We start from the raw sequence: 26903 nt of genomic DNA on the forward strand, positions 1-26903 counted from the left end.
GGTATATACACCAAGGCAGGGCAAAGCATACAAAAGCATTAAATTTTTTGCTTTTCTTTTTTGGTGCTTTGAATGTAAAAATAACATAATTATAGGCTAGTATATAAATTTGATTTTAGAAATTTAAAGAATTTGGGTGCAGATGCCCAAAAGGGTAGGGCTTGTTAGCCCTCGATGTAGTTTTTAAGTTTTCTACCAACTTTTGGGTGTTTTAGTTTTTTAATAGCCGAGCTTTCTATCTGGCGGACGCGCTCACGAGTGACGTTTAGTGCCTTGCCGATCTCTTCAAGCGTGCGGTCGCTCTCATCTTCAAGCAGACCAAATCTCATCGAAATAACCGCCTTTTCGCGCTCATTTAGCTGCGAAAGCACATCGTCGATCTGCTCTCTAAGGTCACTTTTTAAAATTTGATCTATCGGTGATAGCGAAGTTTTGTCTTCAACAAAATCTCCAAATTTACCGTCTTCTTCGTTTGCGATCGGAGCTTCAAGGCTGATAGGCTCTTTTGTGATCTTGATCACTTGTTTTACTTTATCAACGCTTAGTCCGACCTCTTTTGCGATGACACTTACGTCAGGCTCTTTTCCCTCTTCTTGGAGGTATTTGCGGTTGATTTTGTTGATACGATTGATCGTCTCTATCATGTGGATAGGTATCCTAATCGTCCTTGCCTGATCGGCGATCGCGCGCGAGATAGCCTGGCGGATCCACCATGTGGCGTAGGTTGAAAATTTATAGCCTTTTCTATACTCAAATTTATCAACCGCCTTCATAAGGCCGATGTTGCCCTCCTGGATGAGATCAAGAAATGGCAAGCCCCTGTTTGTATAACGTTTTGCGATACTTACGACTAGACGGAGGTTTGACTTAGCCATTCTAGCTTTTGCTTCGTCTGAAATTTTCTTTCCGCGTTTGATCTGCTCTAAAATCTCTTTTAGTCTTGCTGGCTCAAGGTCAAAGCCCTGTTTGCTTGCCTCTTTTGTAGTAAAAAGCTTTTTGATCTCGACGTAGGTTGAGACCATCGTAGCCTCTGGCACGCGAGCCGCGATCTCCTCTTTGCTAAGTTTGATGATATCTTTTAAGATGCTTTTGTGATTTTTCTTTAGCTCGTCGCTAAACATCGGCAAGCGATACTCCAAGCGTTTTAGCTCTCTATCAAATTCATCGTCGCTTTTAAGAGCCGTCTCCATTGATTTTACGATCTCACTGATTAGCTTGCTTGTTGGACCAAGGTCCATCAGCTTCTCTTTTAAAATTTTCTTTTTAAATGCAAGCGTCATCTTTGAAGCTGTGTCGTCGCTTTCAACTTTATCTTGCTTATTTGCGGTCTTTAGCCACTCTTTTTTAGCCTTTTCAAGGGCTTTAAAGCTTTCTATAACTTTTTCTGCACGCTTGTCGTTTTTGGCTGATTTCTTAGGAGTTTCGTTCTCTTCGTTATCCTCATCCTCTTCGTCTATATCCTCTTCGCTCTCTTCATTTTCATTTTCGCTCTCATCCTCAAAGCTTTTAAAAAGCTCTTTTACACGGCGCTCTCTGTTGATAAGCGGCTCTTTGTAATCAAGTATGAAATCGATCAAAAACGGCACCGAGCAAAATGCGTCGATGATGATATCTTCGCCAAGCTCGATCCTCTTGCTGATCTCGACCTCTTCTTCTTTTGTAAGAAGCGCGATCTGACCCATCTCTCGTAGGTACATTCTTACTGGACTATCTGATCTTGACCACTCTAAAAGGTCGCTTTCGCCTGAAAGATCGAGATCCTCGTCGATATCTTGGTCGCTTTTTTGAGCATTTTCTTGACGTTTTTTAGCATCAGCTAAATTTCTAAGCTTTGCAGCTTCAGCAGATGTGATGAGCTGGACTTTGTTTGTTTTTGCTAGTTGTTCTATCTTTTTTACTATCGTAGCCGTCGGAGCTTTGTCTAATAATTTTACTAATTTTTCGTATGTCAAAAAGCCTTTTGCATTTTCAACAAAAAGCTCTTCTACCTGAGAAAAAGAGTCTTTTGCGGCACTCATAAATTTCCTTTCAAATCGTATCATTGTGATTTAAGTGTTGGTTAAAAGAAAGTGGATTATACCCAAAATTTTTTAAAAGTGTATAAAAAGAAAGTTGGAACGATGATTGCTTAGTAATTCTAAAAAATCAAATTTTGATTAGGAAAATTTATGCAAAATGGTTATTATCAAGCCACTGCTGGCATGGTAACGCAGTTTAATAGACTAAATGTCATCTCAAACAACCTTGCAAATGTAAATACGATCGGCTACAAGCGAAACGACGTAGTCATCGGCGACTTTGCGAGAATTTTTAAAGAGACGCAAGATGAGCTTCCGCTTAAAAATCACACAAAAGACGGAGCTAAATTTCTAAACAGAACGCTTGATCGCGTGCCACAAGTGAGCGAAGAGTACACTGATTTTAGCGCTGGTGGCTTTAAATACAGCTCAAACACGCTTGACTTTGCGATAAAAAGAGACGATGCTTTTTTCTTAGTTGATACTCCAAATGGCGTAAAACTAAGCAAAAATGGCTCTTTTAGCCTTGACGGCGACGGATATATCGTCACAAAAGAGGGTTATAGGGTGCTGCCAAGTGGCTATGAGGCGCAAAATCCTGGTCAAAGAGGCATCCAAGTGCCACAAGGCGAGGTGCTAACCGTTGATAAAAATGGAAATTTATACTCAAATAACAATCAATTTTCTAAATTTTACATCGCTCAGCCAAGAGAGATAAGGGATCTAAAAAAGGTCGGCGACAATCTCTTTGAGAGTAGAAATTTTGACGATATAACCGAGCTTGACGAGGCTGATAGCGTGATGCAAGGATACGCTCAGATGTCAAATGTAAATCCAGTCTTAGAAATGGTGGGTCTAATAGAAACCCAGCGCTTAGTTGATATGTATCAAAAGGTTATGACAAGCCACATGACTGACCTTAACCAAGATGCTGTTCAAAAACTAGCCCTAAAAGCTTAATAAAAGGATAAAACTATGATGAGATCACTTTACACTGCGGCCACTGGCATGATCGCCGAGCAGACGCAGATAGACGTAACCTCACACAACATCGCAAACGTAAATACCTATGGATATAAGAAAAATAGAGCCGAATTTGCCGATCTTATGTATCAAGTCATGGAGTATGCAGGCACGGCTACGAGCCAAACTACCACAAGCCCGACAGGCATCGAAGTAGGTCTTGGCGTGCGCCCAACAGCGATAAATAAAATTTTCTCTCAGGGCTATTTTAAAGAGACTAGCAACAACCTAGATATGGTCATAGCTGGCAACGGCTTTTTTCAAATTCAACTCCCTGATGGCACGACAGCTTACACTAGGAATGGCGCATTTAAGCTTGACGCAAACGGCACGATCGTAAATAGCGACGGCTACCAGCTCATCCCTCAGATCACAGTCCCTGCAAATGCGACACAAATTTCAATAGGTACAGATGGCACCGTCTCAGTTTTGCAGGCTGGTGAAACCGACATGGCTCAGATAGGTCAGATCGAGCTGGCAAATTTCATAAACCCAGCCGGTCTTCACTCGATGGGTGATAACAACTACCTTCAAACAAGCGCTAGCGGCGACGTGGTAGTAGGTGTAGCAGGCCTTGACGGGCTTGGCACCATTAGACAGGGCTTTGTCGAGATGAGTAACGTGCAGCTTGTTGAAGAGATGACTGATCTTATCACTGGTCAGCGCGCATACGAGGCGAACTCAAAGGCGATAACTACGAGCGATTCGATGTTAGAGATAGTAAATGGACTTAAAAGGTAGGTGATATGGACGCGACTTTGGCTATTGTTGGACTTATACTCGTTGCTTTTACGCTTGATGTTTTTTACTTTTCACATAAGACCCCAAAGGGCAAGGGTCCAAAAGGGCAGGTGCATTAAATTTATAGGCCATTGTAAATTTGGCAGTCTTCGTCGTTGCCTAGCTCGCAGGACTTGCCAAAGTATTTTTTGGCTAAATTTTTATCGCCTTTTGCTTCAAAATAGATAACCCCAAGGTTGTGGCAACCATCGCCAAAGTCCATTTCGCAAGCTTTTGTGAAGAGTTTGCTAGCTCTTTTTTGATCTTTTTCTACGTATTTTCCGCTATGAAGCATCATGCCAAGGCTGTTGCAGCCAGCAGCATGACCAAGATCGCAGCTCTTTTCAAAGAGCTCTTTTGCCTTTTTGGCGTCTCGCTCTACGCCATTTCCGTCATAGTATAAAAGCCCACGTCCGTAGTATCCGTCGCCATCTTTTAGCTCGCAAGCTCTTAAAAATAGCTCTTTTGACTTTTGATAGTTTTTATCAAGAGTATAGACAAAGCCGAGCCTTGCGCAGCCAAAGCCGTCGTTTAGCTCGCAGCCCTTTTGGTAAAATTTGGCTGCATTTTTGTTATTTACATCTTTTATGTAGTCCATGTCATAAAGCACGCCCATGCTACTGCAAGCGCCTGCGTGTTTTAGCTCGCAAGCTTTTTTGTAAAACTCGCCCGCTTTTTGGTAGTTTTTGCTCTCTTGATAGATAGCTCCAAGCTCGTAGCAGCTTGCGGTATCAGCCTTTTCGCACTTTGTCTCAAGCGCTTTTTGGTCTAAATTTGCACTCCACAAAAGAGCTGTAGAAGATAAAAGTAAAACGATCTTTTTCATTGCCTGCCTTTTTAAAAATTTAAATAAGTTTAGATAAAAAGGTCTAAATTTATAGTAAATATATTCTCATTATCGTTTAGGATGTGAAATTTAATACCCAAGCTTATCTAATAAATTTCTCATATCGCAGCCCTTTTTAAAGCCTAGCTCGCATGATCTTTGAAAGTAGCTTTTGGCAGTCGTTTTATCCTCTTTTTTGCCGTTATCTAAAAGCGCGTAGTTTAAAAATCTAGCGTATCTATTTAATATGATAGTTTGATTAAGCTCACTACTAACATCGTTGTAGCTATTTAGATAGATGAGTGCAGCGCTGTAGCAACCCTCTTTCATATCATTTTCGCAAGCTAGTAAAAATATCTTTTGTAGCTTTTTGAAATCTTTATCATCGCTTGAAGAGTTATAAAATTTTGTAGCAGCCTTGTAACAGCTCGTTAAATTTGCTCTTACCTCACCCTCGCTTTGGCACATCTCGTCTAAATTTTCTGCATTTAGAAGCAAAAAGAGAGATAAAGAAAAAATTAGCTTTTTCATAAACGCTCTTTAGTGAAAATCTCTAACTATCTCGCAAGCCTCTTTAAGGCCTAGTTTGCAAGCTTTTTTAAGCTCTTTTTTTGACAGCTTTTTATCCTTTTTTATCCCTATGCCATGATAGTAAAAGTATGCAAGATGTTTGCACCCACTTGCGCTATCTAGCCTGCACGCTTTGTTGTAGTATCTAAACGCCACTTCATCATCTTTTTCTACGCCAAGAGCGTCGTCGTAAAGGCTGGCTAGGTTATTACAAGCATCGGCAAAGTCAAGCTTGCAAGCTTTAAAATAGAGCTTACTGGCCTTTTCATACTCTTTTTGCTCTTGATATAAGCTCGCTATGTTGTAGCAAGATATGCTAAAGTTGTTATCACAAGCCTTTTTGTAAAGCTTTACCGCTTCTTTGTAGTCGCGCTTTACGCCTGGCGTGTTGTGGTATAAAACTGCCAGGTTGTAGCATCCTTCATAGAAATTTTGCTCGCAAACTTCTTTGTAAATTTTAGCAGCCTTTTTGTAGTCCCTTTTTACGCCGCCGCCGTTATTATATAAAACTGCGACGTTAAAACAGCTTTGTATAAAAGCTAGATCGCAGCCTTTTTTAAAAGCTTCTAAAGCCATTTTGTGATCTTTCATCTCTTGATACTCAACACCAAGGTTGTGACAGGCAAATTTGTTATTTTCATCGCAAGCTTTGTTAAGAATTTCTAGTGATTTTGTCACGTCTTTTTTTACGCCAAGCCCATTTTTATAAAACTCAGCCAGATAGATGCATGCGTCTAAATTTTTAACCTCGCATTCACTTTTATAAACTCCAAATAGCCTTTTATACTCATCATCGCTGTATCTGCGGCTAAAATCAATGCAGTTATCCTCGATGTTGCAGCTATTTGCTTGAGGGATTTTGATATTTGGATTTGTTGTTAAAGCTATTAAATTTAGTGTTAAAAATATTAGTAAAACTATCTTTTTCATAGAAATTTTCTTTATAAATTTTGTTGTTATTTTATAAAATTTAGTTTTAAAATGCGAAAAGGTCATTAAATTTATAAGAACAAAATCTATTCTTTAAATTTAACTCTTTTAAATATATTCTTAGCTTTTTTTGGTATTTTTAGTTAGTAAATTTTACAAGGAGAAATAATGAAAATAAACAAAATTTTATTTTTAGTCGCCCTATTTTTGGGCTTTGGCGTGGCAAACGCACAAGACAGCTTTCAACATATCAGAAACGCTACCGCAAAGATAAACTATGCGGGAGTGAACTTTTTGCTCGACCCGTATCTTGCACCAAAGGGTAAATATCCTGGCTTTGAGGGGACGCTAAACTCACACCTTAGAAATCCTTTGATAGAACTTCCTATGGATGCAAAAGAGGTGTATAAGGGCGTCGATGCGATCATCGTTACGCACACGCATCCTGATCACTGGGATGAGGTCGCGGCTGAAATTTTACCTAAAAATATCGTTATCTTTGCTCAGCATAACGATGATGCGGCGCTAATCAAAAAGCAAGGCTTTAAAGACGTAAGAGTGCTAGACGAATCGGCTGAATTTAAAGGAGTGAAACTATATAAAGCAGGCGGCGCTCATGGCACAGCAGAGATGTATGAAAATAAGCAGCTTGGTGCTATTTTGGGCGATGCGATGGGCGTCGTGTTTGAAGCAAAGGGGCACAAAACGCTTTACGTCATGGGCGATACGCTTTGGACTGCGGACGTAAATAAGGCTCTAAACAAATTTAATCCTAGTGTAGTCGTGATGAATACGGGCGACGCTCGTGTGCTAGCATTTCCTGACAACGGTATCATAATGGGCAAAGCCGACGTAGCTCACGCTGCAAAAGTGCTTAATGGCGCGACTATCATCGCAGTGCATATGGATGCCGTAAATCACACAAGTGTAAGCCGTAAGGATCTTCGTGAATTTGTTAAAAAAGAAGGCATAGAGAGCAAGATCACTATCCCAGATGACGGCGAGATCATCAAATTTTAATCTCAAATTTTACCCTGCAAGGCTAGAATTTCTAGCCTTTATCCTAAAATTTTTAAATTTTTGCTAACATCTTGGCTTTTATTAAGGTAAAAATTTGACATTTAACTATGTTTTTAAACTATCTATTCCTATCTTTATGGGCTATTTTCCGCTTGGTGTCGCTTTTGGCGTGCTGGCAAAAAGCATGGGAGTGAGCGCATTTATCGCTGTGGCACTTAGCACGCTAGCATACGGTGGCGCAGCGCAGTTTATGATGCTCTCGCTCTTTAGCGTCGGCACGAGCTATGTTGAGGTCTTTATCGTGAGCTACCTTGTAAATTTGCGCCACACTTTTTATGGAATTTCGCTTTTAAAAGAGTATAGCGGGATCAAATTTAGGCTTTTAAACATCGCGCTACTAACAGATGAGACCTTTGCGATATTTAAAAATTTAGGGCTAAAAGATGCAAGTGAGCGAAGTTTTATCTTTACCTGGCTAAATTTACTTGCTTGGTCTTACTGGGCGGCTGGAACGCTATTTGGAGCGATACTTGGTGATCTTATAAAGGCCGATACAAAGGGGCTTGAGTTTAGCCTCACCTCGCTTTTTATAGTGGTCGTCATTGAGATGTTTAAAAATGATAAAAACTACCGCGTGCTCTTTGCGGCGGTCTTTTTTGGCGTGCTTGGAATGAGCCTATTTCCAGCTAAATTTGTGCTTGTTGGCTCGATGGCGCTTTGTTTTATATTTTTACTTTTGTTTAAGGATAAAATTTGATAAGTGTAAGTTCAAGCGAGATGGTGCTTTTTGTGGCGGTGCTTTTAAGTGCCTTGGCTACTTTTATAACGAGAGCGACGCCATTTTATGCATTAAGAAACTATAAGCCAAATCCTTATTTAGACGCCATAGAAAAGCATATGGGTATGATGATAATGGTCGTTTTGGTCTGCTATGGGTTAAAAGATACGAAATTTAGCGAGTTTCCATATGGCTTAAGCGAGATAGTGGCGGTTTTTACGGCTGTTTTGGTGCATTTAAAGTTTAAAAATGCCCTTCTTAGCATAGTCATTTCAACTGGAATTTATATGCTTTTGATAAGAATTTTTTAAATAAATATAAATTTAAAAAATTAATAATTTTTTTAAATATATGACGTTATAATGTTCTAGCAAATTTTAATGCAAAGGAGTTAAAATGCGTTTAATCTTTAAGGCGGTGTTACTCATGATTTTAGGTGCTACTTTAGCGGTTGCAAAGCCAACCATCTACATCCTAGCTACTGGTGGAACGATAGCAGGAAGCGGCTCAGGTTCGCTTGATTCAAGCTATACTTCTGGAACTGTTACGGTCGATAAACTAATAGCAGCCGTGCCAGATATCAACAAGATCGCTACCATAAAAGGCGAGCAAATTTCAAATATCGGCTCACAAGATATGAACAACGAAGTTTGGCTTAAGCTTGCAAATAGGATCAACGAGCTTCTAAATAGCGGCAAAGCTGATGGTATCGTCGTTACTCACGGCACAGACACTATGGAAGAGACAGCTTACTTCTTAAATTTAGTCGTTAAAAGCGACAAGCCAGTTGTGCTTGTAGGTGCGATGAGAAATAGCGGCTCACTAAGCGCAGACGGCCCACTAAATTTATTTAACGCTGTAAATGTAGCTATCAGCAAAGATAGCGTAGGCAAGGGCGTTGTAGTTACTATGAATGACGAAATTCACGCTGGCAGAGAGGTGACAAAAACTAACACAACAGGCGTTGATACATTTAAATCACCAAATAGCGGCAAGATCGGCACAGTCTTTTATGGCAACGTAAAATACTATATGAACCCAATCAGAAAACACACAGCAAGCTCAGCTTTTGACCTAACTGGCGTAAAAGAGCTTCCAAGAGTTGATATCATCTACTCTCACGCAAATGACAACCCTGACTTTGTAAATGTAGCTGTCAAAAACGGCGCAAAAGGTATAATTAGCGCTGGTCTAGGCAACGGCAACCCTTACTTTAGCGTGTTAGAGGCTCTTGGTGAGGCTTCAAAAGCTGGCGTAGTGGTAGTTCGTGACTCACGTGTGGGAAGCGGCGAGACAACTATGAATGGCGAAGTTGATGACGCAAAATACGGCTTTTTAACAAGCGACAACCTAAACGCTCAAAAAGCTAGAGTACTTTTGATGCTTGCTCTTACAAAAACAAGCGATAAGGCTAAAATTCAAGAGTTTTTCTTAACTCATTAAAATTTAATTTTGTGCGGAACTATTAAATTTATAGCTCCGCCCTCTCTTTTCTCAAATTCACATTAAATTTAAGGCTCTAAAATGGGTATTAGCGCGCACTACTATGCCTACTCGCAAGATGATATAGAGATGATCAAAAATGGCGGTGGCGGCGAACTTTTGGACGAATACGACATGGACAAGATGTGGGACGCGATGTGTAAGATGCTAATTGGCACAAATTTTCAGGAGAGGCTTAATGCTGGCGATATTTTTAGCTCAAATGAGCCTTTTAGCTGGGCTATTTTTGGGCATAGTGCGCTAAACGAAGAGCTAAGCGAGATGATCTCTTATGCTAACGCTTCGGATGTAAAAGAGGTGGCTGAGGCGTTGAAAAATGTTGATATCAACGCACTTTTGGCAAAGATAAATTTAAAAGAATTTGCTAGTTCAAAGACATATCCTGATATTTTTGGGCGGCAGAGCGAATTTGAAGATATAAAAGCGAGTTTAAAAGAGCATTTTGCCGGGGTTTTAAATTTTTATCAAAATGCCGCTAGCAATGGGCTTGGCGTGCTGATAGTAATAGCCTAAATTTCTAAATTTTTAGTGTGGCTATTTTGTGGTTTAAATTTAGCTAGCTTTTGTGGCAAATAAATTTATAGAGTGCCTACGTGGCAAAAGATAAATTTGCCATCTAGGCTGTGAAATACACACAAAATCGCCCTTGTTTTTGCACTAAATTTATTAAATTTTATATGTCTAGCACCAAAAGCCAAATTTCTCACGTCCAAAAGCAGGCTAAATTTACTAATAAAGCGCTCTTTTATCATAAATTTATAGATTTTGATTTAGCATTTCACTAAATTTTTAAGGCGCTTCATGAATTTCTTGCTCTTTTTTATCACGATTTTTCCGATCTCGATGATGCCAGGTATCAACATGACTTATGCGATGAGCGTTGGCATGAGTCTTGGATACAAACACTCATTTTTCGTGATGGCTGGGCAGCTTTTGGCGATCGCTTTTGTCTCGTTTAGCTGTATGCTGGGTGTAGGCGCGGTGCTGCATCATTTTGAGTACGCATTTAAGGCGCTAAATATCATCGCAGGCCTTTATATGCTCTATCTTGGCGCTATGCTCTTTTTTGGCAAGGGCGAGCTTAGCATCACAAATGTCTCAAATTTGCCAAGCAAAAAGCAGATGTTTATAAATGGCTTCATCGTTAGCGCCTCAAACCCAAAGGCGTGGATATTTTTATCAGCCTTGTTGCCTACATTTTTAGACAAAGACGCCCCATTTAGCCTAGTTCGCATGTGCGTTATCGCCGTAACACTTGTTTTCATCGAGTTTTTATCGCTAAATATCTACGCACTTGGCGGAGCTATGCTAAAGAAATTTTTACAAACGCACCTAAGACTACTTGAAATTTGCACCGCCGTCATAGTCTGCACGATCGGCGTGCTTTTACTATTTAGATAAAGGAGAATTTATGAGTTTGACATTTAGTGTAAAAAATAAAAAGAAGCTACTTGGCGGATACGCAAAGGCGCTAAGCGAGCGTGAAATTTCAGCTCTTGTAGAAGGGCTTTTCTTTTTTAACAGCGAGCAAGAAGAGCCAAGCGCAAATGAGCTGGGCGCTGACGTGATGATAGCAGGCGTGTGGCAAAAGAGCGTTCGTGGCTTTGAGCTAAACTACGAAGATGGCTGCTATATCGTGCGTGTTTATACTCCAAGTGGCGTCGGCGACTGGCAGATCGCACTTGAGCTACTCTCAAAGCTCTCGGCTCAAACTGGCTCAAAAATAGAGTGCGACAACGAAAAAATTTATGATAGTGAGCAAATTTTAAAATTTGACTACGTGGCTGACATCATGTGGGGGCTTGAAGCGTTAGAAGATATAAAAGAGAAAAATCAAACGCTTTACATCTCTGGCGTGGAGCGAGAAGTGGCGTTTGACGCGGTTATGGTAGATGAAATTTTTGCTAGTGTCAGCCCTGCGGCTAAATTTGATGAGATGATGAGACAGGTGCAGTATCTTGACGCATATAGCGCAAAAGAGCACCTCTATCAAGACAAAGACGGCAACGAAATTTTTGGCGCATATACTCTTAGTGAAAATTTACCGACCATCTTGCCTTATGCTCCATCTCCGTCGTGGCAGGCGCAAGAGGCGCTTGGGGATCGCAAAGTCTCACGCTGGGTGCTTACGCTAGTTGTGGGCGTGGATGATAGTGACGCGTACGTGCTTGATGAGTGTGAATATGGAGCTTTCATGACAAATTTGCCAAAAGAAAAATACCACTTCATCGACGCTGCAAACGTGCTTGTTGAGCCACTCAGTGAAGGTGAGATGAGAGAGATTTTGCAAAAGGCAAAGGCTTAAATTTAGGGCTTTCGGGGCGATAAATTTGGCTTTTTGATTATTTATTTAGCTTCTTTTGGTTAAAATCAGCCCAAATTTACAAAACTAAAGGTTAAAAATGAAACAAGGCAAAGTTTGGAAATTTGGCGATAATATCGACACTGACATCATCATCGCCGCAAGATATTTAAACACTTCAGACGAAAAAGAACTAGCAAAACACATCATGGAAGACGCCGATCCTAAATTTAGCTCTAAAATTTCAAGAGGCGACATCATCGTAGCTGGTGAAAATTTTGGCTGCGGTAGCTCAAGAGAGCACGCCCCGTTAGCGCTAAAAGAAGCTGGCATAGCGGCTGTTGTGGCTAAAAGCTTTGCTAGGATTTTTTATAGAAATAGCTTTAACACAGGGCTTTTTATACTTGAGATCAAAGAAACCGACGAGATAAACGAGGGCGACACGCTAAAGATCGATGTAGATAACGGCGTTATCGTAAATGAAAGCACAAAAAAAGAGTATAAATTTAAAGCTATTCCGCCATTTATGCAAGAGCTTTTAAACGCTGGCGGCCTTATCGAGTACGCAAAAGCGAAGATGAACTAAAGGGCGGCGATGAAAAACTATAGAATTTGCGTTATAAAAGGCGATGGCATCGGCCCTGAGATCATCGACGAGGCGATAAAGGTTTTAGACGTCGTAAGTGCCGAGTTTGGTATCAAATTTGAGTATGACTATAAGCTAATGGGCGGCGCAGCCTACGACGTTTTTGGCGAGCCGTTGCCAGATGAGACGCTAAGCTCAGCGCTTAGTAGCGACGCTGTGCTCTTTGGTGCGATCGGTGGCGAGAAATGGGATAGCCTGCCAAGACACCTAAGGCCAGAGAGCGGGCTTTTAAAGATCAGAAAAGAGCTAGAAGCTTATGCAAATTTACGCCCAGCCATCATCTTTGACGAGCTAGTTGATGCTAGCACGCTAAAGCCAGAGGTTTTAAAAGGAGTTGATTTTGTCGTGGTTCGTGAGCTAACTGGTGGGCTTTATTTTGGCCAGCCTAGAGAAAAAGGCGAAGATAGAGCGTTTAACACGATGGTTTATACTAAATTTGAGATCGAGCGCATCGCAAAGATCGCCTTTGAGACGGCTATGCTTCGCAAGAAAAAGGTCTGTATGGTCGATAAGGCAAACGTGCTTGAGACAAGCCAGCTTTGGCGCGAGGTGACTAGCGAGGTGGCAAAGGGCTATCCTGAAGTGGAGCTTAGTTTTATGTATGTCGATAATGCAGCGATGCAGCTAGTAAGAGCGCCTGCAAATTTTGACGTCATACTTACTGAAAATTTATTTGGCGATATTTTAAGTGACGAAGCGAGCATGGTTTGTGGTTCGATAGGACTTTTACCAAGTGCTAGCATGGGTGGCAAAGTGGGAATTTATGAGCCTATTCACGGCTCAGCACCAGACATCGCAGGGCAGGGCATAGCAAATCCGATCGCGACCATTTTAAGTGCAGCGATGATGCTAAGATACGCATTTGGCGAGAGCGAGGCGGCAGACGCGATAGAAAATGCCGTAAAAACAGCTCTTGCAAAGGGATATAGGACAAAAGATATCGCCGCTTTTAACGCAGTTGAAATTTGTTCAACAAGCGAGATAGGCGACGTGATAGCAGGATTTATCAAAAATGAAAAACACAATCACTGAAGCACTGATCTACGAGGCTCAAGGGCTAAAAGACGATGCGCTTGAAATTTACAAGAACATCTTAAAACAAGACCCATCAAACAAGGATGCCCTTAGCGCGATAAACCGCCTGAGCGGACTTCGCAAGGAGCGCGCGATAAAAAACGAGCAGATGAAAGAGTTTTTTATCAGGATGAAAAGTGACGAAGAGATAAATGAATTTAAAAGGTGGTTGATAAGATTATGAAGCTTGATGATATCGCTAGGATGGCCATTAGTGAGGTTAGTGCCGAGCTTGAAAAGATAGAGGCACTGCAAAACAAAAAGCAAGAAGAGCTTGAAAGAGAGAATTTAAAAAAAGAGCTTTTGGCTATGGAGACTAGTGAGCAAGAGGCGTCTGATGAGCCAGAGATAGAGACAAATTTGCAAAGTGAGCCAGAGCCAAAGGTGGCGCAAATTTCGCCAAAGAGCAGGGAGATAAGCGATGAGGAAATTTTCTTAGCAAACCTTGCTGAACGCATCGAGGTACTTTTTGAAGGGCTTAAGCAAACTAGCGAGCAAGATCTTAGCCAAAGGCTAGAGCTAACGACTAAATTTTTAGAATTTACCCTTGCAAACATCGAAAATAGACTACAAAATCTCTCAAAATAATAAATTTGAGGCAAAAACTGGGACAGAAATTTACAAAAATAGCGAGCTAGACTTTTTTAGATCGCTATTTGCCCCTTTTAGTAAGCGTGTCTATCTAGTCGGTGGTTGCGTGAGAGACGCGCTTTTGGGACGAGAAATTTATGACTACGACATCGAAATTTATGACATAAAGCCTGCTAAATTTGACGAGCTAATGGCTAGCATAAAGGCTAGTGGCGTTGGCAAAAGCTACTTCATCTACAAATACAAAAACTACGATCTTGGCTTGCCACGAAGCGAGAGTAAGACCGGAAATTCGCACAAAGACTTTGCTGTAAGCTACATAAATGATCCAAGTCTTGCAAGTCTTAGGCGTGATTTTACGGTAAATGCTATGATGATGAACATTTTTGACGGCGAAATTTTGGACTTTCATGGCGGCAAAAAGGACCTTGCGAGCAAGACGCTAAGACACATCGATAGTGAGAAATTTAAAGAAGATCCGCTAAGGGTGCTACGTGGCGTGCAGTTTAGCGCAAGGCTTGATTTTAGCATAGCTGATGATACGCTAGAGCTTATGAAAACGCTTGATCTAGCGCATCTAAGTAAGGATAGGATAAATACCGAGCTTATTAAATTTTTTAGGGCAAAAGAGCTTGAAAAAGGGGCGTTTTACCTTTTTAAGCTTGAGCTTTTTAGGGAAATCTTTGGCGTGGTGATTTGCGAGAATGATGATTTTTTGGCTGAGCTAAAGAGCGCTAGAAATTTCGTGGATGACGAGAGGCTGTTTTTGTATATGCTTTTTGGTAAATTTGAGCTTGACGCAAAGGAAATTTTAGAGAAAATGCGCCTGCCAAAGAGCTATTTTTCTATCCTGAAAGAGCCATATTTTAAAGAGATGCCAAGTGACAATGAGCTACTGCAAATCGCGCTAAATATGCCCTTAAAATCATGGCTGGGAGCTTATAATAAAGAGCGCATAGAGCGTGCAAAAGAGCTTGGAGTTTATGAAGCTAAATTTGACGCAAAGGTCGATGTGAACGAGATATTGGTGGCTGGCTTTAAAAATGAGATGATCGCTGCTGAGATAAAACGAAGGCAGTTGCTTGCTATCACAAAGCACCTTGAAACTCTTGCAAAACGCTAAATTTATAGACAAATAAAATTTAAATTTTAAAACTCTTAAAAGCCCATTTTGGCTAGAATAAGGCAGTTTATAACACTTTTTAAGGCAAAAATAAATTTATGTTTAACATAGTTCTAGTCCATCCTCAGATACCACAAAACACCGGAGCTATCGGCAGAATGTGTGTAAATGCAAATTTAAAGCTTCACATCGTTAAGCCAACCGTGTTTGACCTGAGCGAAAAGGCTGTTAGACGTGCTGGGCTTGATTATTGGAAAATTTTAGATCCAAAAATTTGGGAGAGCCTAGATGAGTTTTTAGAGGCAAATTTAAGCCACAAAGAGCGATTTTTCTTTGCTACGACTAAGACAAATAGGCTTTACTACGACGCTAAATTTGAGCCAGGAGATTTTATATTTTTTGGTGGAGAGAGCACGGGACTGCCAAGGGAATTTATGGATATAAATTTTAAAAATGCCATAACGATCCCGATGGGAAAAGAGGGCAGGAGCTTAAATTTAGCCATGAGTGCTGGCATCATCGCGTATGAGGCGATCAGACAAAACATCTCTAAATTTGACTTTAGGAGCGAGGTTTGAGAGCGCTTTTTGCATTAGTTTTTGCCGTTTTGATTGCGTTTGCAAGCGATATAAGCATCGCAACTTATAATGTGCAAAATTTATTTGACTGCAAGGATGATGGTAGCGAATATCCTGACTTTAAATCTAGCACTTCAAAATGGGACTGTGAGGCGGCTAGCTCAAAACTAAAAAGAACAAGGCAGGTCATAGACGCTATAAATACCGACATCATCGCACTTGAAGAGGTTGAAAACGAGCAGGTTTTAAGGGCTTTGGTTGATGGCAGTGAGTATAAATTTATAGCCTTTAGCAAGGCAAAAAACTCTCCAGTCGGACTAGCTCTTGTGTCAAAAATAAAGCCAAATGGCAGTGAAATTTTTGAAGTGCCAAATGTAAAAACTAGAAACATTTTAAAGGTCGTTTTTGAGGTGGAGGGTAAGAAATTTAGCGTTTTTGTTAATCACTTCCCAGCTTATAAAAACGGCATAAATATGCAAAAAAAGGCCGAAAGAACGCTAAGGGCAGCTCTTGGCGATGAACAAAACGCCATTGTTTTAGGTGATTTTAACTCACCTTATGGGCAAAAATCCATCTTAAACGATATCATTGCAACTCGTGGATTTTACGATCTTTATAGCTTTTTAGCCCCAAAAGATAGATACTCTCATTCAGTCCATGGCAAAAAGCGGGCCATTGATCACGTTTTGCTATCGCCTAGCTTTATGGCAAATGGCGATCTAAGCTATGTTGATGGCAGTTTTGAGGTCTTTAAACCAAGCTTTGTGGTTGATGAGCATGGCTTTGCAAAGAGCGATCTTTACTCAGATCACTTTGCACTTAAATTTAAAATCTCAACCAAACCAAGTCCTGCTAAAAGTGGTATGCTTGCGAATGAAAATTTGAAAAAAGAAGCTAAAAAAGTAGAGGATCAAAACTATAAAAAAGCTGACATAGAGACGCTTTTTGAGCATCCTGAGGATATGCCAGCGCTAGTTAAAAGAGCCGTTGTCATCTTAAAAGATAAACATGGCTTTATCATCTCGAAAAATCGCCGTGGAATTTACGTTTTTGATCCTAAAAATAGCGTCGGCGTCGGCGATGAGCTTGACATCTTGGTCAGGCGAGTGAAATTTTACAAAGAGGCGCTTGAAGTGAGCTCTTATGAGATCATAAATGAGCATGGTACAAAAGATGTGAGTGAAAATTTACTTGATAGCTCGAAACTAAGTGAGGTTAGAAGTGGCGACGTGATCGCTAAAATTTCAGGCAAGCTAGAGAGTGGCTACTTGCATACGTCACATGGCAAGATCAGAGTTTATAGCAAAAAAAGGCTAAAAGATGGCGAGTATAGCTTTGAGCGGGCGAGGGTGAAAATTTATAAAAACGAAAAAGATATCGTTGTGGAGTAGATGGTGCAAATTTTAGATATTTTTATGATCGCAGTGTTTGTTTTGTTTGTGATATTTATGATAAGAGGCGTCATTTTGCAGGCGCAAGAGAAGGAGAGAGCAAGAGAGATGATAAGAGAAAAAAGAGAAAATTTTAATAAAAAGAGTGAGATATGAAAGAGTTGTTACTAGAGATCGGAGTCGAGGAGCTTCCAGCGATACCATTTTTAAGGGAGCTGCCAAACATCAATGCTAAATGGCAGGCTGTACTTGAAAAATACAACATCAAAAGCGAGTTTAAATTTTACTACACGCCGCGCCGTTTGGTCTTTTTTCATGAGAAATTTCCGCAGGCTCAGCCAGATAGCGTGGCTAGTTTCGTTGGCGCACCAAAGCAAGTAGCGCTAAAAGACGGAGCTTTTACAAAGGCTGCGCTTAGCTTTGCAAATAAATGCGGCATAAGCGAGAGCGAGCTTAAATTTAAAGAGATAGATGGCAAAGAGGTGCTTTATCACGAAAAAGAGGTAAAGGGCGAGCCAGTCGCTAAGATAATGGGTGACATGGTCGAGGAGTTTTTAAATAGCCTTAGCTTTGGCAAGTCTATGCGCTGGGGCAACGGCGAGTTTGAGTTTATCCGCCCGATAAGATCGTTTTTGTGTTTGCTCGGCGATGAGGTCATTAAATTTAACAAATTTGGCGTAGAGAGTAGTAACTCTACGTATCCTCACAGAAGTGTTAGCTACGACAAGATAAAAATTTCAAATATAAAAGAGTATTTTGATGGCTCAAAGAGCCGTGGCGTCGTGCTTGAAGCGGATGAGAGAGAGAAAATAATCCTTGATGAGTTTGAAAAGATCAGTCAAAAAAGTGGGCTAAAGATCGAGACCGATAAAGAGCTGCTAGCTGAAGTCGTGGCGATCACCGAGTATCCAACAGCGCTTCTTGGCTCGTTTGAAGAGGAGTTTTTAGAGGTGCCAAGCGAGGTCATCATCACTTCTATGAAAGAAAATCAGCGCTACTTCCCAGTCTTTAAAAATGACAAGCTCGCAAATGGCTTTGTGGTCGTTAGTAACGCCATAACACAGGAGCATTCGCTCATCATCAAGGGCAACGAAAAGGTGCTAAGAGCAAGGCTAAGTGACGCGATGTTCTTTTGGCAAAGCGATCTTAAGGCAGAATTTAGCCCAGAAAAACTAAAAAATATAACCTACCTAAAAGAGCTTGGAAGTATCTACGAAAAAGAGCTTAGAGAGCTAAAAGTGGCTAAAAAACTAGCTAGCAACTACGACGAGCTACTTAAAAAAGAGGCTGGTGAGTACGGGGCTAAGCTAGAGCGAGCTGTGATGCTAAGCAAGGCCGATCTTACAACGCAGATGGTTTATGAATTTACCGAGCTTCAAGGCGTCATGGGTGCTTACTACGCAAAGGCTAAAAATGAGGACGAAAATGTCGTTTTAGCCATAAAAGAGCAGTATCTGCCAGACGGCGAGGAGGCGCAGTGCCCAAGCAAGGTTTTTAGCTCGGTTGTGGCGCTTTCAAATAAGCTTGATACGCTAATGGGACTTTTTAGCATCGGCAAAATCCCAAGCGGCACGAAAGATCCATACGCTCTAAGGCGCGCGGTAAATGGCGTGATAAAGATCGTTTTGGCGCACAATCTAAAATTTAACGTAAAAGAAATTTTAGAAGATATCGCAAAAGAGTATAAGAAATTTGACGTTGAGGTGCTTATAAATTTCATCCTTGATAGGCTCTATACCTTCTTTGATGCAAACGCTTCTATCGTAAAAGCGTGCATAAAAAGCGGCGAAAAGGACATCCTGGAGCTAACTAAGATGATAGAGGCACTTGCTAAAATTTCAAGTGAGCCAAATTTTAGGGAGAATTTCTCGACATTTAAGCGCCTTGCAAACATTATAAAAGATGATAAATTTAGCAAGGTCGATGAGAGCCTCTTTGAGATAGATGCTGAAAAGGCTTTAAATGATGCATTTAAAGCGGTCGATAAGAGCTTGGCATACGAGCCAAGGCTAAAAGCGCTATTTGCTCTAAAACCGCAGATAGATGAGTTTTTTGACAAAGTCATGATAAACGTTGAAAACGAGAAAGTGCGAAATAACCGCGTCGCGATCATTGGTCAAATTTATAGTGAGATACTAAAAGTAGCTGATATAAAAGAGATCAGCTTTTAAATTTGTGCCAGCTTCAGGTTTTACACTTGAGCTGGCTTTTAAATTTACTCCCTAAAAATATCAAATTCTGGCTCGTAAGCCTTAGTTTTTACCCCAAAATATCCAAGCACTGAGCTAAAGACAAAATCATGCGAAAGACTTTCGTCTTTTCTAGATTTTAGCCTTTTTAAAAGCTCGCTATCGCTTGAAAAGATGATGGCTGGGATGTGCTTTTGCTCGTCTGGAGCGATGGAGTAAGGCAGTCCGTGTAAATATATGCCATTTTCGCCCAGGCTCTCTCCGTGATCTGAGAAAAAGAACATGGCAACTTCAAATTTATCTTTTTTTGCTTCAAGGGCGTTTATTAGCTCGCTTTGCAGATAGTCCTCGTATAAAATGGTGTTGTCATAAGTGTTTGCTATCTCATCTGGCGTGCATTTGTTTAGCTCGGCAGTGTCGCAGGTTGGGGTGAATTCTTTAAATTTGCTTGGGTAGCCTTTGTAGTAGATAGGACCATGCGAGCCTTGCAAATGTAGCACGATAAAGGTAGTGGAGTTTGCATCTTTTATGACCTTTTTTGCCTCGTCAAATATTACTTCATCAAAGCCAGCTGCTCTGTGATCTGAAGAGTGGTTTTGATCAAGATTGTCGCAAACGCCCTTGCAGCCGCCACTATTGTTGCCAAAAAAGTATGTTTTTATGCCAAGTTTATTGATGATATCAACTAAATTTTCACGAGCTTTAGCCTCGCGGTTACTAAAATTTTTTCGCTTTAAATCTGAAAATAGGCAAGGCACGCTAGTCTCTGTGGCAGTCCCGCATGAGTAGAAATTTGTAAAACTTACTACATCTTTTTGCTTGGTAAATTTGTTTGTATCGTTTTTAGCGTAGCCATTTAATGAGTAGTTTTTGCTCCTTTGTGTCTCGCCAACTATTAAAACTAAAATTTTCTTTTTATCGTTAGTAAGCGTTGCGTCATCTGCCACGTAGGTAAAAGGGAGCGGTTTTTGAAGCAAAATTTGAGCTAACTTTATGGCAGAATATACTGGATAAGACGGAAGTAAGACCGTTTTTAAGTAAATGTGTTCTCTAAAAAATGGTATGAAAATTTTTGAAGTTAATGAAAAAATAATAGCGATAGTAACGATCGAAAAAGCGATAATCTTTAATCTAATTTTTAGACTATTTTTAAAACTACCATAATTGATTTTTACGAAAACAACATAAATGCATGGCAAAATAGTTGCAAAGACAAACCACAATACTAAATTTATGCTTAAATAGCTAAAAGCTTCTTTATTATCAGTATGAAGGACGTTTAGTAGCATCTCTTTGTTTATGATAACGCCGTAATTTGACATAAAATAAGAACAAATCGAGCTAACAATAATTACAAAAATAGCAAAGGGTTTTAATAAATAAGGCAGAAATACAATGCAAAATACGCTTGCAAAAAGTGACGCAAGAAATATGCACATAATTGCGAAAAATAGGGTAGAAAAAGAAAATGAATTTGTTTCTAAAAATCCTAGAAAAATGCCCTTATATAAAAATATATGATTTATAAAAAGCATATATATTATAAATAAAGTTAAAAATTTAAAAAAACTTACTTCTATAAATTTATTGATATTAATCATTTAAAGATTCCTTTCACTTAAAGCATTTTTTGAAAAATTTAAATTTTTAAACTAAAACTATTTTTTCTTTTTCTTGCTTTTTAGCTTCTTGCTTTTTGACTTCTTTTCAGGCTCAGCCTTTTTCGTCTTTTGACTATCTTTTACACTAAGCTTTTCTTTGACCTTTTGCATGTCGTTAAAGCCGATGCCTTGAACCTTCTCAAGCTCCTCGACACTTGTAAATTTATGAGCTTTTCTATACTTTATGACGTTTAGTGCCTGGCTCTTGTTTAGCCCAAGGCTCATTAGCTCGCTCTTACTAGCTGTGTTTAGATCAGCGCCGTATGCAAGGCTTGCAAGCGCTAGACAAAGTAAAATTTTTAATCTTTTCATCTTATCTCCTAAAATAATAATCCATCGTTTTCTTGATCTTGAATGATGTCATTTGTTGGCGTATTTTGCGGCAACGGCGAGTCGTTTGTGTAGTACTCATCAGCGCCATTATAGTATCCTTTATAGACGCCATCAGGCTGCTCAAACGCACGCCTTAGGGTAGGGTAGAGCTTGATGTAGCCCTCCATAAATTTCTTAAAGACCGGTGCAGCTGTCCTGCCACCACCCTCGACCTTTTTCATAGGGCTGTTATCGTCGTTTCCGTACCAGATGATGGCCTCGATATCAGGCGAATAGCCGCAAAACCACGCATCGATGTTGTTGTTCGTCGTGCCAGTCTTGCCAGCGATCTGGATGCCATTTACCTTTGCGTTGCGTCCGGTACCGTTGTTTACGACATTTTGAAGCAAGGTAGTCATCAAAAATGCCTGCTCAGGTTTTAGCACCTGCTTCTTTTGAGGCTCATAGTCCATCGACGCGCCAAAGCTATTTTCTATATGCTTAATGAGCGTAGGCTCGACCACTTCGCCATCGTTTGGAAACATCGAGTAAAATTTCGCAAAGTCAAGTGGCGAAATCCCAAAGCTACCAAGTGCGATTGATAAATTTTCAGGGATGTCGTTAAAGCCCATATCCGTAAGCTGTTTGCGAACCGAGCTAAGACCAAGATCGTTTAGTAAATTTATGGTTGCGAGGTTGCGAGACTGGGTTAAGGCTGATTTTATCGTGATGTAGCCTTGAAAACCACCGCTATAGTTCTTTGGCGTCCACTCTTTGCCATTGCCCATGTCAAACGTCCTAGCGATATCAGCTACTTGAGAGACGACTGAGTAGCCGCTATCAAGGGCTATTTGATAGATAAATGGCTTAAAGCTAGATCCTGGCTGACGCTTGCTCTGGGTGGCGCGGTTGTAGCTACTTTTTGCGTAGTCGATGCCGCCAATTAGAGCTAAAATTTGTCCGCTTTGTGGATGAGTGACGACGATAGCGCCATTTAGCATCTCTGGATTTGCCTTTTTATCTCTTTTTAAAATTTCATTGTAGCCATAGACTAGAGCGTCCTGAGCGATCTTTTGCACGTTTAGATCGACTGTGCTTTGTATCTTGTAACCGCCAGTTTTTATATCGTCAAATTTCTTTGAAGCCTCTTTTATGATCTCATCGACCACGTAAGGAGCTTTATTACGTGTTAGCGTATCGTCAAAGACTGCTGGCTCTTCAAGTACGCCCTTGCGGTACTCATCCTCGTTTATCCAGCCGATGCTATACATCCTTTCAAGCACCCTATTTGCGCGGCTAAGCGAGAGGTCAAGGTGCTTTGTAGGGTCATAGGTGCTTGGCGCTTTTGGCATGCCAACTAGCATCGCTATCTCTTTTATGCTTAGCTCATTTAGCTCTTTTCTAAAGTATCCCTCCGCAGCCGTTTTGATACCGTAGTAGCCATGCCCAAAATATACGTGATTTAGGTATCTTTCGATGATGTCCTCTTTGCTAAGTTCGCTTTCAAGCTTCATAGCAAGCACGACTTCTTTTATCTTTCTTGTAAATTTCTTCTCGCGGCTTAGGGCTAGGTTTTTTATGAGCTGCTGAGTTAGCGTGGATGCGCCCTCGACTAGCTTTCTAGCTTTGATGTCCTTTATCGCAGCTCTTGCCATGGCTTCTACGTTGATACCGCCGTGCTCAAAGTAGCTCGTGTCCTCGATAGCCACGAGCGCTTCGATGACACGTGGTGGGATGTCGTTATACTTTACGTAAATTCTGTTTTCTTCAAAGATATTTGCGATAAGCTCGTTGTTTCTATCAAAAATTTGTGTCGCAAGCTTTGGCTTGTAGTCGATGATGGTATAAGCGTCAAATCTCACCTGCGAATAAAAGTATAAAAACGCTCCACCAAGTGCGACGGCAACTACAAAGATAAATGCCAAGATATATTTCATAAAAATGCCTTTAATATTTTTAAATTTAGCCCCATTGCCGTGCTTGTCTCGCCGTGCTGGGAGGTGATGTATTTTTTATTAAAATTTTCTATCGTCATGGCTCCAGCTTTGCCTCGCCACTCGCCACTTTCTAGGTAGCTTTTTAGCTCTTGCTCGCTAAATTTATCAAATTTATATGTAGTCTTACTCACATTTATAAGCTCAAATTCGCCTAAAAATATCATCGCCGTATAGACGCTACACTCATTGCCACTTTGTAAATTTAGCATAGCAAGTGCTTCGTTTTCGTCCTTTGCCTTGCCTAAAATTTTATCCCAGCAAGCCACGCAACTATCTGCAAAGAGTAAATTTAAAAGCTTGCCATTTGCCTTTAAAAATTGCTCTTTTTTAGCTTTTACGACGTTTTGGACGTAAATTTCTGGTTTTATGCTCTTTGCTATCATGCTCTCATCAAAACTGCAAGAAATTTGTTTAAATTCTATCCCAGCATCTTTTAGTAAATTTGCCCTTGTTGGCGAGCTAGAAGCAAGAGTGATCATCAAAAGCTCCTATAGCTCACGCCAAGATAAACAGCCGCGAGTGAAGCTAGTAAATTTAGCGGCGTGAAGTAGTAGATGATGACGATTAGGCTTTCGTTTAGCTCGATCATCTCGTGTGATCTTAGAGTTTTTAAAGCTTTTTTGTATCGATAAAAGATGTAGCTTAAATTTAAGAGTAAAAATAGCTCTATCGCCCATTTGGTCGCTACTATGGCACTTGCCATCGGATTTTGCATTTTGCCATCATCAAAGTAAAAGATCATCACTAGGCTAGTTAGTGCGATGCCAAGAACTAGCGCAAAGATGGCTAGCCCAAAGCGTCTTATGATGTGAAGCAAGATGTGATAGCGCTCTTTATCTTCAAATTTATTTTTTATAAAATAGCTTCCAGTAAGCACCAAACCAGCTTGTAGCCCTATAAAAAGAGCTACGAAGCTAATGTGCAAGAAGATGATTAATTGATCAAATTTAAAAAAAGCGATCTCTTGATGAATCATTTTTCTAAAGCTTGCCTTGCATACTCAAGTGAGCTTTTTATGGCATCTTCGATGGCTAGAGCGTTTTTGCCGCCAGCTGTTGCAAAGTCGTCTTTTCCACCGCCATTACCGCCTAGAATTTGCGCTGCAAATTTAACCCAAGCGCCAGCTTTTAGTGGAGCATTTTTTACGCCAGCTGCAAGAGAAATTTTACCCTCTTCATCTGTTTGGATCAGTAAAATAGCAGCTTTTTCGTGCTTGTTTTTAAACTCATCTATCAAAGTTTTTATGTCGCCACCATCGATGTGTGCCACACAAAGCTTGGTATCATCTACATTTATAAAGGCTAGCTCCTCAGAACTTTTAGCGTTTTTTAGCTTATCTTTTAAGCCTTTTATTTCGCCTTTTAGCTTTTTAACGGCATTTAGTGGTTCTGTGCTCTTTAGCTCATCTTTTAGCTCTTCAAGCTCAGCTCTAAATGACCTTGCTAAATTTAGCGCAGCTCTTGAGCAAACAGCCTCTATACGCCTAACGCCAGCACTTACGCCACTCTCTTTTGTGATGAAAAACGATCCGATCTCATCTATATTTTTCACGTGTGTGCCACCGCAAAGCTCTTTGCTGACATCGCCAAAGCTCACAACCCTTACTTTGTCGGCATATTTTTCATTAAATAGTGCGATCGCTCCGCTTTTTTTAGCCTCTTCAAGCTCCATAACCTGCGTTTTTGCATTTGCACCGTCTAAGATCCACTCATTTACAAGGTTTTCGATCTTTGAAATTTCTTCGCTAGTAAGCGCCTTTGGATGAGAGAAGTCAAATCTTAGCCTATCTGCCTCGACGTTTGAGCCAGCTTGAGCGATGTGTGTGCCAAGCACGCTTCTAAGGGCTGCGTGAAGCAAGTGTGTAGCGCTGTGATGTCGCGCAGTCTCTGCTCTGTCGCTGCCCACTTCAAGCTCAACTTCGTCGCCAACTTTTAGCGCCGCGCTAGTTTTTACTAAAGATAAATTTAGCCCGTGGAATTTTTGCGTATCAAGCACATCTGCTTTGCCTGCTATCTTACCGCTATCGCCGCACTGACCGCCACTTTGAGCGTAAAATGGAGTGACATCAAACATCACCCAGCCCTCTTTGCCAGCGTCTAAGCTATCAACGTTTTTAAATTCTTCATCAAGTAGGGCTAGAATTTTGCTTTTACTCTTAAGCTCTTCATAGCCTACAAATTTATTCTCGCCAAATTTCTCAAGTAGCTCTTTAAAATCGCCCTTCGCGCTCTTGTCGCCACTGCCTTTCCAAGCAGCTTTTGCACGTGCTTTTTGCTCGCTCATAAGCTCATCAAACCTTGCCTCATCGACTTTTAAGCCCTTTTCTCTAAGCATATCAGCTGTTAGATCAAGTGGGAAGCCAAATGTGTCATAGAGCTTAAACGCAGCCTCTCCGCTAAAAATTTCTTTTGTATTTTTAAGCTCACTCTCAAATAGTTCAAGTCCGCTTGCGATAGTCGCTAAAAATCTCTCTTCTTCAAGTTTGATCTGCTCTTTTACAGCCGCTTTTTTATCGTTTAGATAGGTGTAGTGTCCTCCCATAAGCTCGCAAACTTTATCGACAAGCTTATACATAAATGGCTCTTTTATGCCTAGCAAGTATCCATGGCGGATCGCACGGCGTAAGATACGGCGAAGCACGTAGCCACGGCCTTCTTTGTCAAATGTCGTGCCTTGAGCTAGCAAAAATGTGACTGAGCGGATGTGGTCGCTTATAACGCGGTAGCTAGCGCCACTTTCATAGACGTATGGCTTGCCGCAAAGCTTTGCCACTTCGTTAATTAGCGGCATAAAAAGTGTGCTGTCGTAGTTGCTAAATTTACCCTGCAAGATAGCAGTAACACGCTCAAGTCCCATGCCAGTATCGATGCTTGGTTTTGGTAGTGGGCTTAGTTTGCCATCCGCGCTTCTTTCATATTGCATGAAAACAAGGTTCCAGATCTCTAAAAATCTATCTCCATCGCCGCCCATGTAATCTTCTGGTGTGTTAAAGTGTTCAGCGCCTTGATCGTAAAAAATTTCACTGCAAGGGCCGCATGGTCCAGTATCGCCCATTTGCCAGAAGTTATCATGGTCGCCAAAGCGGTAAATCCTCTCTTTTGCGATGTGAGTGCTCCAAATTTCAAAGGCCTCATCGTCGCTTTCGTGAACGGTTACATAAAGCTTATCTTTTGGTAGTTTTAGCACCTCTGTGACAAATTCCCAAGCGTAAGAGATCGCCTCTTTTTTGAAGTATTCGCCAAAGCTAAAGTTACCAAGCATCTCAAAAAATGTGTGGTGGCGCGCTGTGTAGCCGACATTATCAAGGTCGTTGTGCTTGCCACCAGCTCTTATGCAGGTCTGACAGCTAGTGCGGATAGGTGGTGTTGGGCGTGGCACTTCGCCTGTGAAAATGCTCTTAAATGGCACCATGCCAGCATTTGTAAAAAGTAGTGTTGCATCGTTTGGCACGAGTGGTGCAGAAGCTACGACTTCGTGACCTTTTGATTTAAAAAAATCAAGATATGCCTTTCTTATATCTAAATTTTGCATTTTTATCCTCGTTAGTTTTAAAATTTTGCTTGATTTTAGCCAAAATTCGTTTGTGAAATT

At 40.7% G+C, this 26903-nt stretch carries 29 protein-coding genes; 18 read left to right on the forward strand and 11 right to left on the reverse strand.

The window, feature by feature from the left end:
• Positions 1 to 164 precede the first annotated feature (164 nt).
• Positions 165 to 2018 (reverse strand): RNA polymerase sigma factor RpoD, encoded by a 1854-nt coding sequence (gene rpoD / locus CVT08_RS03535; RefSeq protein ID WP_107856692.1) that lies wholly within the window; start codon positions 2016 to 2018, stop codon positions 165 to 167.
• A gap of 150 nt (positions 2019 to 2168) precedes the next feature.
• On the opposite strand from rpoD, the gene CVT08_RS03540 reads away from it, so the two are divergent.
• Both CVT08_RS03540 and flgG read left to right on the forward strand, forming a co-directional pair.
• Positions 2169 to 2978 (forward strand): flagellar hook-basal body protein, encoded by an 810-nt coding sequence (locus CVT08_RS03540; protein WP_103620489.1) that lies wholly within the window; start codon positions 2169 to 2171, stop codon positions 2976 to 2978.
• A gap of 15 nt (positions 2979 to 2993) precedes the next feature.
• Positions 2994 to 3782 carry a flagellar basal-body rod protein FlgG gene (gene flgG, locus CVT08_RS03545; RefSeq protein ID WP_002942100.1) on the forward strand — a complete coding sequence of 263 codons (789 nt, stop codon included), beginning with the start codon at positions 2994 to 2996 and terminating at the stop codon, positions 3780 to 3782.
• 121 nt (positions 3783 to 3903) lie between these two features.
• Here flgG and CVT08_RS03550 read toward each other — a convergent pair whose 3' ends face one another.
• The 3 genes from CVT08_RS03550 to CVT08_RS03560 all read right to left on the reverse strand — a co-directional run bounded on the left by CVT08_RS03550 (position 3904) and on the right by CVT08_RS03560 (position 6147).
• The gene (locus CVT08_RS03550; protein WP_107856691.1) at positions 3904 to 4647 is read right to left on the reverse strand and encodes a tetratricopeptide repeat protein; all 744 of its coding nucleotides are present in this window, start codon (positions 4645 to 4647) and stop codon (positions 3904 to 3906) included.
• 90 nt (positions 4648 to 4737) lie between these two features.
• Positions 4738 to 5178 carry a sel1 repeat family protein gene (locus tag CVT08_RS03555; RefSeq protein WP_107805631.1) on the reverse strand — a complete coding sequence of 147 codons (441 nt, stop codon included), beginning with the start codon at positions 5176 to 5178 and terminating at the stop codon, positions 4738 to 4740.
• A 9-nt stretch (positions 5179 to 5187) separates the two neighbouring features.
• A complete protein-coding gene (locus tag CVT08_RS03560; protein WP_107856690.1) occupies positions 5188 to 6147 on the reverse strand; it encodes a tetratricopeptide repeat protein in 960 nt (319 codons plus the stop codon).
• Positions 6148 to 6315: 168 nt separating this feature from the next.
• Between CVT08_RS03560 and CVT08_RS03565 the strand changes: the two genes are divergently transcribed.
• The 5 genes from CVT08_RS03565 (at position 6316) to CVT08_RS03585 (ending at position 9961) form a co-directional block, all read left to right on the forward strand.
• Positions 6316 to 7167 (forward strand): MBL fold metallo-hydrolase, encoded by an 852-nt coding sequence (locus CVT08_RS03565; protein ID WP_107856689.1) that lies wholly within the window; start codon positions 6316 to 6318, stop codon positions 7165 to 7167.
• A gap of 94 nt (positions 7168 to 7261) precedes the next feature.
• Positions 7262 to 7924, forward strand: a complete 663-nt coding sequence (locus CVT08_RS03570) for an AzlC family ABC transporter permease (RefSeq protein ID WP_107856688.1) — start codon at positions 7262 to 7264, stop codon at positions 7922 to 7924.
• Positions 7921 to 8256 (forward strand): branched-chain amino acid transporter permease, encoded by a 336-nt coding sequence (locus tag CVT08_RS03575; RefSeq protein ID WP_107856687.1) that lies wholly within the window; start codon positions 7921 to 7923, stop codon positions 8254 to 8256. Before CVT08_RS03570 ends, CVT08_RS03575 begins: the two co-directional genes overlap by 4 nt.
• Before the next feature lie 115 nt (positions 8257 to 8371).
• Positions 8372 to 9388 carry a type II asparaginase gene (locus tag CVT08_RS03580; protein ID WP_181001033.1) on the forward strand — a complete coding sequence of 339 codons (1017 nt, stop codon included), beginning with the start codon at positions 8372 to 8374 and terminating at the stop codon, positions 9386 to 9388.
• An 81-nt stretch (positions 9389 to 9469) separates the two neighbouring features.
• The gene (locus CVT08_RS03585; RefSeq protein WP_107856686.1) at positions 9470 to 9961 is read left to right on the forward strand and encodes a DUF1877 family protein; all 492 of its coding nucleotides are present in this window, start codon (positions 9470 to 9472) and stop codon (positions 9959 to 9961) included.
• A gap of 65 nt (positions 9962 to 10026) precedes the next feature.
• On the opposite strand, the gene CVT08_RS03590 is transcribed toward CVT08_RS03585, so the two are convergent.
• Positions 10027 to 10200: a hypothetical protein gene (locus CVT08_RS03590; RefSeq protein WP_159071001.1), complete on the reverse strand. Its 174-nt coding sequence runs from the start codon at positions 10198 to 10200 to the stop codon at positions 10027 to 10029.
• 49 nt (positions 10201 to 10249) lie between these two features.
• On the opposite strand from CVT08_RS03590, the gene CVT08_RS03595 reads away from it, so the two are divergent.
• The 11 genes from CVT08_RS03595 to glyS all read left to right on the forward strand — a co-directional run bounded on the left by CVT08_RS03595 (position 10250) and on the right by glyS (position 19324).
• Positions 10250 to 10849, forward strand: a complete 600-nt coding sequence (locus CVT08_RS03595) for a LysE family translocator (protein ID WP_107856685.1) — start codon at positions 10250 to 10252, stop codon at positions 10847 to 10849.
• A gap of 10 nt (positions 10850 to 10859) precedes the next feature.
• Complete coding sequence (locus CVT08_RS03600) at positions 10860 to 11753, forward strand: DUF4299 family protein (protein WP_107856684.1); 894 nt, start codon at positions 10860 to 10862, stop codon at positions 11751 to 11753.
• A gap of 97 nt (positions 11754 to 11850) precedes the next feature.
• Positions 11851 to 12336, forward strand: coding sequence for a 3-isopropylmalate dehydratase small subunit (locus CVT08_RS03605; protein WP_107856683.1), 486 nt, complete (start codon positions 11851 to 11853; stop codon positions 12334 to 12336).
• A gap of 9 nt (positions 12337 to 12345) precedes the next feature.
• Complete coding sequence (gene leuB, locus CVT08_RS03610) at positions 12346 to 13428, forward strand: 3-isopropylmalate dehydrogenase (RefSeq protein WP_107856682.1); 1083 nt, start codon at positions 12346 to 12348, stop codon at positions 13426 to 13428.
• Positions 13409 to 13654, forward strand: coding sequence for a hypothetical protein (locus CVT08_RS03615; RefSeq protein ID WP_021089560.1), 246 nt, complete (start codon positions 13409 to 13411; stop codon positions 13652 to 13654). The genes leuB and CVT08_RS03615 overlap by 20 nt, the downstream gene beginning before the upstream one ends.
• A complete protein-coding gene (locus CVT08_RS03620) occupies positions 13636 to 14058 on the forward strand; it encodes a CiaD-like domain-containing protein (protein ID WP_196381026.1) in 423 nt (140 codons plus the stop codon). Before CVT08_RS03615 ends, CVT08_RS03620 begins: the two co-directional genes overlap by 19 nt.
• Entirely contained in the window at positions 14018 to 15184 is a 1167-nt protein-coding gene (locus CVT08_RS03625) for a CCA tRNA nucleotidyltransferase (protein WP_107856680.1), read from the forward strand. Before CVT08_RS03620 ends, CVT08_RS03625 begins: the two co-directional genes overlap by 41 nt.
• Before the next feature lie 98 nt (positions 15185 to 15282).
• Positions 15283 to 15762: a tRNA (cytidine(34)-2'-O)-methyltransferase gene (locus CVT08_RS03630; protein ID WP_012139996.1), complete on the forward strand. Its 480-nt coding sequence runs from the start codon at positions 15283 to 15285 to the stop codon at positions 15760 to 15762.
• Positions 15759 to 17153 (forward strand): endonuclease/exonuclease/phosphatase family protein, encoded by a 1395-nt coding sequence (locus CVT08_RS03635; RefSeq protein ID WP_107856679.1) that lies wholly within the window; start codon positions 15759 to 15761, stop codon positions 17151 to 17153. Before CVT08_RS03630 ends, CVT08_RS03635 begins: the two co-directional genes overlap by 4 nt.
• A gap of 3 nt (positions 17154 to 17156) precedes the next feature.
• Positions 17157 to 17309, forward strand: a complete 153-nt coding sequence (locus CVT08_RS03640) for a hypothetical protein (RefSeq protein WP_196381027.1) — start codon at positions 17157 to 17159, stop codon at positions 17307 to 17309.
• A complete protein-coding gene (gene glyS, locus CVT08_RS03645) occupies positions 17306 to 19324 on the forward strand; it encodes a glycine--tRNA ligase subunit beta (protein ID WP_107856678.1) in 2019 nt (672 codons plus the stop codon). The genes CVT08_RS03640 and glyS overlap by 4 nt, the downstream gene beginning before the upstream one ends.
• A gap of 44 nt (positions 19325 to 19368) precedes the next feature.
• On the opposite strand, the gene CVT08_RS03650 is transcribed toward glyS, so the two are convergent.
• From CVT08_RS03650 to alaS, 6 genes are read right to left on the reverse strand one after another with little or no spacing between them, the layout of a single operon-like run.
• A complete protein-coding gene (locus tag CVT08_RS03650) occupies positions 19369 to 20943 on the reverse strand; it encodes a phosphoethanolamine transferase (protein ID WP_107860950.1) in 1575 nt (524 codons plus the stop codon).
• A 57-nt stretch (positions 20944 to 21000) separates the two neighbouring features.
• A complete protein-coding gene (locus tag CVT08_RS03655; protein WP_107856250.1) occupies positions 21001 to 21315 on the reverse strand; it encodes a helix-hairpin-helix domain-containing protein in 315 nt (104 codons plus the stop codon).
• A gap of 8 nt (positions 21316 to 21323) precedes the next feature.
• Positions 21324 to 23252 carry a transglycosylase domain-containing protein gene (locus CVT08_RS03660; RefSeq protein ID WP_103611216.1) on the reverse strand — a complete coding sequence of 643 codons (1929 nt, stop codon included), beginning with the start codon at positions 23250 to 23252 and terminating at the stop codon, positions 21324 to 21326.
• On the reverse strand, positions 23249 to 23791 hold the full coding sequence (gene maf, locus CVT08_RS03665) for a septum formation inhibitor Maf (RefSeq protein ID WP_107856251.1): 543 nt from the start codon (positions 23789 to 23791) through the stop codon (positions 23249 to 23251). The genes CVT08_RS03660 and maf overlap by 4 nt, the downstream gene beginning before the upstream one ends.
• Entirely contained in the window at positions 23791 to 24288 is a 498-nt protein-coding gene (locus CVT08_RS03670) for a 3-isopropylmalate dehydratase (RefSeq protein WP_107856252.1), read from the reverse strand. The genes maf and CVT08_RS03670 overlap by 1 nt, the downstream gene beginning before the upstream one ends.
• Positions 24285 to 26843 (reverse strand): alanine--tRNA ligase, encoded by a 2559-nt coding sequence (gene alaS / locus CVT08_RS03675; protein ID WP_107856253.1) that lies wholly within the window; start codon positions 26841 to 26843, stop codon positions 24285 to 24287. Before alaS ends, CVT08_RS03670 begins: the two co-directional genes overlap by 4 nt.
• Positions 26844 to 26903 lie beyond the last annotated feature (60 nt).

Source organism: Campylobacter concisus (assembly GCF_003048835.2).
In the GTDB taxonomy this organism is placed as follows: Bacteria; Campylobacterota; Campylobacteria; order Campylobacterales; family Campylobacteraceae; genus Campylobacter_A; species Campylobacter_A concisus_D.